Source organism: Stenotrophomonas sp. 05L44_2, assembly GCF_056665995.1.
This window is the reverse complement of sequence record NZ_JBFTNR010000153.1, coordinates 1-6,842: the sequence shown is the minus strand read 5'-3', so window position 1 is coordinate 6,842 and position 6,842 is coordinate 1. Positions and strand designations below refer to the sequence as shown.

The window sequence follows — 6,842 nt, the reverse complement described above, 5'->3', positions numbered from 1 at the left end:
GGTCCAGCGCCTGCTCCATCGGGGCGACGGAGGACTGCGCGCCATCCTGCACACCGGCCGCCATCTGCTGCAGCATGCGCACGGCCTGGCCGGCGTCCTGCAGCGGCAGCGACGGCGCCGCGGGCGCATTGAGCTGGTAGGCGCGGCTGGCCTTGGCCGGGTCCACCCGGGTATCCAGCGCCGGGCCATCGGCCTGCGCGCCGGACAACTGCCGGGTGATCATGCTCGACAGGCCCAGGCCCTTGCCGCGGGTCATCGCCTCGGCGATCTTCTGGTCGTACATCTCCCGGAACATCTTGTTTTCACCCGGGAACAGCGAATCGCCGAAGCTGGCGTCACGCATGCTCTTGACCAGCATCTGCGCGAACTGGCCTTCAAGCTGGCGCGCGACCTTGTCGATCTTGGCCGGGTCGTTCTGCTGGGCCGGGCTGAGTTCGAATGCGGGAGTGATGCGCATGTCAGATCACCTCGAGCTCGGCGCTCAGGGCGCCGGCCTGCTTCAGTGCTTCCAGGATCGCGATCAGGTCACCCGGTGCCGCGCCAACGGCGTTCACCGCATGCACGATCTCGTCCAGGGTGGTGCCGCCGTTGAACTTGAACATCCGGCTGCCATCGTTGGTGGCGGTGATGGTCGACTGCGGCGTGGCCACGGTCTGGCCACCGGCAAAAGCGTTGGGCTGGCTGACGTTGGTGTTTTCCTGGATGGTCACCGTCAACGAGCCATGCGAGATCGCGGCCGGGCCGACCCGTACCTGCTGGCCGATGACCACGGTGCCGGTACGCGAGTTGACCACTACCTTGGCCGGTGCAGCGCCCGGGGTCAGTTCCAGGTTTTCGATACGGGCCAGCAGGCCGATGCGCGCACCGGCGTCGGTGGGCGCACGCACGGCAACGGTGCCGCCGTCCACGGCACGCGCCGAACCCTCGCCGAAGGCATTGTTGAGCGCACCGACCATCCGCGAGATGGTGGTGAAGTCGCTGTTGTGCAGGTTCAGGGTGATCTCGCCGCTGGCGCCGAACACATCGGGCAGGGCGCGCTCAACGGTCGCACCGTTGGGGATGCGGCCGACGCTGGGCACGTTCACCGAGACGCGCGAACCGTCCTTGCCCTGTGCACCGAAGCCGCCCACGATCAGGTTGCCCTGGGCAATCGCGTAGACCTGGCCGTCGGCACCGCGCAACGGCGCCATCAGCAGCGAGCCACCGCGCAGCGACACGGCGTTGCCGATCGAGGACACGGTGATGTCGATCGGCTGGCCGGGCTTGGCGAACGGCGGCAGCTCGGCGTGGATTGCCACTGCCGCCACGTTCTTCAGCTGCGGGTTGACGTTGGCCGGTACGTTGACGCCCAGCTCGCCCAGCAGGTTCTTCAGGCTCTGCACGGTGAAGGGCGCCTGGCTGGTSCGGTCGCCGCTGCCATCCAGGCCGACCACCAGGCCGTAACCCACCAGTGCATTGCCGCGCACGCCACCCACCTGGGCCAGGTCCTTGATGCGCTCGGCGCTGGCGGGGGCAGCCACCGCGAAGACCATGAACACGGCACAGTAGAGCGACGCTGCGCGTCGCTGCCAGGAAGAAGAGAAGGAGAATTTCATGGCCATACTCAGAACGGCGTCAGGCCGGAGTTGAAGAAGCGGCTCAGCCAACCCATCGCGTTGGACTGCGCGACAGGGCCGCGGCCGCCATAGACGATGCGCGCTTCGGCCACGCGGCTGGAAGGCACGGTGTTGTCCGCGCTGATGTCGCCGGGGCGCACGATGCCCTGTACCTGCACCAGCTCATCACCCTGGTTCAGGCGCAGGTTCTTCTGCCCCTGCACCACCAGGTTGCCATTGGGCAGGCGCTGCACCACGGTCACGGTCACGTTGCCCTGCAGGCGGTTGCTCTGCGCGCTGTTGCCCTTGCCAGTGAAGTCGCGTGCGCCCTTGGCCGTTGCACTCAGGATGTCCTYGCCGCCCAGGGTGACCGGTGCGCCGAGAATCGACGGCGTGCCGAGGCTCAGGTTCGATTCCTTGTTGGTGGCGGTGTTGGCGCTGGTCTGCGCGGTGGTGTTTTCCAGCAGGGTGATGGTCAGCAGGTCGCCGACATCGCGCGCACGGCGGTCCGAATACAGCTGCAGGGTCGGGCCGGCGGCGTAGATCGCGCCGGCGGTCGGTTCGGCCTGCGGCGGCATGATCGGCTGCAACGGCGCCATCGTCGGATAGGGGCGCACGTCGCCAGCGATCACGCAGCCGCCGAGCAGGGCAGCCACGGCGCAGGCGAGGGCAGTACGGGCGAAGGAAGAAAGGGGCGACATGGCAGTTTCCCGGTGAGGGCGATCAGAGCTTGTTGCTGAGGTAGCCGAGCATCGAGTCGGTGGTCGAGATCGCCTTGGCGTTCATTTCGTAGGCGCGCTGGGTTTCGATCATCGACACCAGCTCTTCCACCACGTTGACGTTGCTGCCTTCCAGCGCACCCTGCACCACGGTGCCCAGGCCGTTCAGGCCGGGATTGCCGTTCTGCGCCGGGCCGGAGGCGGTGGTTTCCAGGAACAGGTTTTCACCACGTGCCTGCAGGCCCGCCGGATTGACGAAGTCGGTAAGGGTCAATGCACCGACTTCCACCGATGCCGCACCGTCGGCCATCTTCACGCTGATGGTGCCGTCGGTACCGATGGTCACCGACTGCGCGCCTTCGGGAATCTGGATGCCCGGCTGCACCGGGTAGCCGCTGTTGGTGACCAGCTCGCTGTCCTGGTTGATCTTGAACGAGCCGTCGCGGGTGTAGGCCGAGCTGCCGTCGGGCATCTGCACTTCGAAGAAGCCGCGGCCGTTGACCATCACGTCAAGCGCGCGGCCGGTCTGCTGCTGGCTGCCCTGCTCGAAGTTCTTGGCGGTGGCCACCACGCGCACGCCGGTGCCGATCTGCAGGCCGGTGGGCAGCTGGGTCTGTGCCGAAGAGGAACCGCCGGGCTGGCGCACCTGCTGGTACAACAGGTCCTCGAAGCTGGCGCGGTCCTGCTTGAAGCCGGTGGTGTTGGTGTTGGCGAGGTTGTTGGAAACCACCGACATGCGCATCTGCTGCGCATCCAGTCCGGTTTTCGCGATCCACAATGCCTGGTTCATCTTCGGAGTCCTGTCTGGGTGAAGCCGGCCGCGCGGTGCGGCCCATGGGGTAGGGGGTGCAAGCGGCGTGCCAGCACCGGCGCGGGCCGGTGCCGGAATTCCGTCAGCTGCCCAGGCGCAACAGGCTGTTGGCGCTGCGCGCGTTGTCATCGCCGTGCTTGATCACCTGCACCTGCATTTCGTACTGGCGCTGCAGCTGGATCATCTGCACCAGCGCGCCGGCGGCATCGACGTTGCTGCCTTCCAGCTGGCCACTGTGCACCGCCGTGCCCTGCGCCTGGGCGAACGGCTGCAGCGGATCGGTATTGCGGAACAGGCCATCCAGGCCGCGTTCGAGGCGATCATCCGGCGCCTGCACCACCTTGATCCGGCCGATCATCGCCATCGTCTGCGGGCCTTCGCCCTGCGGGATGATCGAGATCGTGCCGTCGTTGCCGATCTCCATCGCCTGGTAGGGCGGAATCGCGATCGGGTTGTTGTTGTCGTCCAGCACCGGACGGCCGCTGGAGGTCACCAGCTGGCCGTTCGGGGTCACCGATAGTGCGGCGCCACGGGTGTAGGCCTCGCTGCCATCGGTGGACTGCACGGCAAGCCAGGTGCCGGTCTGCAACGACAGGTCCAGCGGCTTGCCGGTGATGTGCTGCGCGCCGGCCGTGCGGTTGAAGCCCGCATCGACATGCAGTGCATCCACCCGCGAGGCAAAGCCCGGGCCACGGATCGGGAAGGCTTCGGTGTTGGCCAGCGCTTCCTTGAAGCCGGGGGTGTCCGAGTTGGCGAGGTTGTGGCTGAGCGTTCCCTGCGCCTGCAGGGAGGCGCGGGCACCGGTCATCGCCACGTAAAGGGCTTTATCCATGCGGGGAGTTCCGTGACAGGGTCAGCAGGTCATCAACGGATGTTGATGACGGTCTGGGTGATCTGGTCCTGGGTCGTGATCATCTGCGCGTTGGCCTGGAAGTTGCGCTGCGCGGTGATCATGTTGACCAGCTGTTCGGTCAGGTCGACGGTGGAGGATTCCAGCGAACCGGCCTGGATCTTGCCGAGGTTGGAGGTGTCGGCGGCGCCGGTGCGCGGCGTGCCCGAATCGAAGGTCTCCACCCACAGGTTGTTGCCCTTCTGTTCCAGGCCCTGCGGATTGTTGAAGCTGGTCAGTGCAACCTGGCCCAGCGGCTTGTCGTCGCCGTTGGAATAGCGGGCGAACACCACGCCGGTTTCCGAAACGGTGATCTCGTTGAGCTTGCCGGCCGCGTAGCCATCCTGCTGGGTGTTGCGCAGGGCGAACTTCTCGCCGTACTGGGTCGAGCCGCTCACATCCAGCGTCATGTTCAGCACGCCGGCGCCGGTGGTCGGGGTGAAGGTGCCCAGGCTGATCTTGCCGTTGGCCGGTGCGGTCAGCTTGCCGGCGTTGTCGAAGGTCAGCGGGGTGGGCGTACCGGCCGGCTGGCCATCGACGTAGTTGTGCACCGTCCAGGCGTTGGTGGCCGCTTCCTTGACGAAGTAGGACACTTGGGTGTGGCTGACGCCCAGCGAGTCATACACGGTGATGCCGCCGCTGGAATGGCTGTAGCTGTTGGAATTGGTGGGGTCGAAGGTGGTCACTGTCGGCTGCTTGGCATTGCCCGGCAGGGTGAAGCCGACCTTGACCTCGCTGGTCTGCTTGGGCGGGCTGTCGGTGGTCAGCAGCTGCAGGTCGACCAGGCGGCCGGCGTCGAAGTTGGTGCCGTCGGCGTTCGGTGCGAACACCTGCAGGCGTGCGCCCTGCGGGTTGACCACGTAGCCGGCGGCGTCGGTCTGGAAGTTGCCGGCGCGCGAGTACACGCGTGCACCGTTCATGTTCATGGTGAAGAAGCCCTCACCGGAAATGGCCATGTCCAGGCTGCGGCCGGTCTGCTCGTTGTTGCCCTGGATGAACTGCTGGGCCACGTTGGAAACACGCACGCCCGAGCCGATCGCGTTCTTGGACAGGCCGTAGCTGGTGGCGGCGAACAGGTCGGCGAATTCCGCGCGCGACTGCTTGAAGCCGGTGGTGTTGACGTTGGCCACGTTGTTGGCGGTGACGCTCAGGTCCGAGTTGGCAGCGTTGATGCCGGACAGGGAAATGTTGAAGCCCATGGGATGCTCCTGTTGGATGCGGTAGGTGCGGCTCAGCTGACGCGGAGCACGTAGTCGAGAGGGGCCGTGCCCAGGCCCTTGAGGTTCAGGTAGAGGCCGTCGGAACCGACGGTCACGCTTTCCACCGGTGCCTGCACGAAGGTGGACAGCTTGGTGCTCTTGCCGGTGGTGTCGACGTGGTTGGCGACGATGTTGTACTTGCCCGGCTCCATGCGCTTGCCGTTGGCATCCTTGCCATCCCAGGTGAACGCGGTCTCGCCGGCGGCCTTGGCTTCAACGCTGATCGAGGTGACCTTGGCGCCGTTGGCGTCGGTGACGTCCACGGTGACGATGCCGGCGGCCGGCGCGGCAACCGTGCCCTCCACCGAACCTTCCTTCTCCAGCACCAGCTTTTCCGACGGCACCAGCACCTGGTGGCCGACCAGGGCGGCGCCACGCAGCACCTGGTCGCTGGCCATCGACTCCTGGAAGCCCTTCACCGACTTGTTCAGATCGGTGATGCCCTGCACGGTCGACATCTGCGCCATCTGCGAGACCATCTGCGTGTTGTCCATCGGCTTCAGCGGATCCTGGTGCTGCAGCTGCTCGGTCATCAGGCGCAGGAAATCGGCCTGGTCCAACGTGTTCTTCTTCTTGGTGGCGTTGCTGTTGGGGGCGTTCAGGCCGAGTGCGGCGTAGACGTCCTGGTTGCTCTGGTTGTTGACGGCAGTGGTCATGGCGGTGTCCGGTGCAGCGGGCCTCAGCGGCCCATGGTCAGGGTGGCCAGGGCCAGTTCCTTGGCGGTGGTCAACATCTCCACGCCGGCCTGGTAATTGCGCGAGGTCGAGATCAGGTTGACCATCTGCGCCACCGGATCGACGTCGGGCTGGTAGATGTAGCCATCGCCGTCGGCCAGCGGATGGCCCGGCTCGTAGCGCTTGATCGGCGCCGCGTTGCTCTGGGTGATCTCCTTGACCTGCACCGAGGTGATGTTCGGATCGGTCTTGCTGGTGACCGCCTGGAAGATCGGTTCCAGCGGCTTGTACACCGCGTCGGCCGAGCCGGCGATGCTGTCAGCGTTGGACAGGTTGGAGGCGATGGTGCTCATGCGCACCGACTGCGCCTGCAGCGCGGAGCCGGCGATATCGAAGATCGGCAGGTTGCTCATGGCTTATTGCCCCGTGATCGCGGTGAGCATGGAACGCACCTTGCTTTCGACGAAGCTCAGCGAAGCGCGGTATTCCAGTGCAGCGCGGCCATAGGCGGCGCGTTCGGCATCGGGGTCGACGGTGTTGCCGTCGATGCTGGGCTGTACGCCCTCGCGGGCCACCTGGAACGGGTTGAGGCCACTACCGATTTCGTAGTGCTGCTCGTTGGTGGTGGTCATCAGGCCGTTGGCATCCAGCCCCTGCGCATGGCGAAGGGCCGAATCGAAGTCCAGGTCCTGGGCCTTGTAGCCGGGGGTGTCGGCATTGCCGAGGTTGCTGGCGATCAGCTTCATGCGCTGTTCGCGCAACGGCATTGCCTGGGCATGGACGCCCAGGTAGTCGGTAATCAGGTTGCGCACGGTGCACTCCCACGGGAACGTTGCCCGGGAAGCTGCAAGCGGTGTGCCAGAACCGTGGTGCGCAACATCGCGCTCGCCGGGCA

The 6,842-nt window shown here is 66.1% G+C and carries 9 protein-coding genes; all 9 read right to left on the bottom strand.

From position 1 onward, the window contains the following. On the bottom strand, window positions 1-457 hold a 457-nt coding region (locus tag AC1VAN_RS07325), incomplete at its 3' end, for a rod-binding protein (protein WP_480985545.1). A gap of 1 nt (window position 458) precedes the next feature. Continuing rightward, on the bottom strand, window positions 459-1,595 hold the full coding sequence (locus tag AC1VAN_RS07320; RefSeq protein ID WP_282279672.1) for a flagellar basal body P-ring protein FlgI: 1,137 nt from the start codon (window positions 1,593-1,595) through the stop codon (window positions 459-461). 8 nt (window positions 1,596-1,603) lie between these two features. Continuing rightward, window positions 1,604-2,296, bottom strand: a complete 693-nt coding sequence (gene flgH, locus AC1VAN_RS07315; protein ID WP_480985544.1) for a flagellar basal body L-ring protein FlgH — start codon at window positions 2,294-2,296, stop codon at window positions 1,604-1,606. Between the two features lie 22 nt (window positions 2,297-2,318). After that, window positions 2,319-3,104, bottom strand: coding sequence for a flagellar basal-body rod protein FlgG (gene flgG / locus AC1VAN_RS07310; protein WP_025879105.1), 786 nt, complete (start codon window positions 3,102-3,104; stop codon window positions 2,319-2,321). Between the two features lie 103 nt (window positions 3,105-3,207). Next, window positions 3,208-3,957, bottom strand: coding sequence for a flagellar basal body rod protein FlgF (locus AC1VAN_RS07305; protein ID WP_025879106.1), 750 nt, complete (start codon window positions 3,955-3,957; stop codon window positions 3,208-3,210). A 32-nt stretch (window positions 3,958-3,989) separates the two neighbouring features. Then, complete coding sequence (gene flgE / locus AC1VAN_RS07300) at window positions 3,990-5,213, bottom strand: flagellar hook protein FlgE (protein WP_032974827.1); 1,224 nt, start codon at window positions 5,211-5,213, stop codon at window positions 3,990-3,992. Window positions 5,214-5,245: 32 nt separating this feature from the next. Next, entirely contained in the window at window positions 5,246-5,929 is a 684-nt protein-coding gene (locus AC1VAN_RS07295; RefSeq protein ID WP_025879108.1) for a flagellar hook assembly protein FlgD, read from the bottom strand. Between the two features lie 23 nt (window positions 5,930-5,952). Next, the gene (gene flgC / locus AC1VAN_RS07290) at window positions 5,953-6,360 is read right to left on the bottom strand and encodes a flagellar basal body rod protein FlgC (RefSeq protein ID WP_025879109.1); all 408 of its coding nucleotides are present in this window, start codon (window positions 6,358-6,360) and stop codon (window positions 5,953-5,955) included. 3 nt (window positions 6,361-6,363) lie between these two features. Beyond that, window positions 6,364-6,759: a flagellar basal body rod protein FlgB gene (flgB, locus tag AC1VAN_RS07285; RefSeq protein ID WP_025879110.1), complete on the bottom strand. Its 396-nt coding sequence runs from the start codon at window positions 6,757-6,759 to the stop codon at window positions 6,364-6,366. Window positions 6,760-6,842 lie beyond the last annotated feature (83 nt).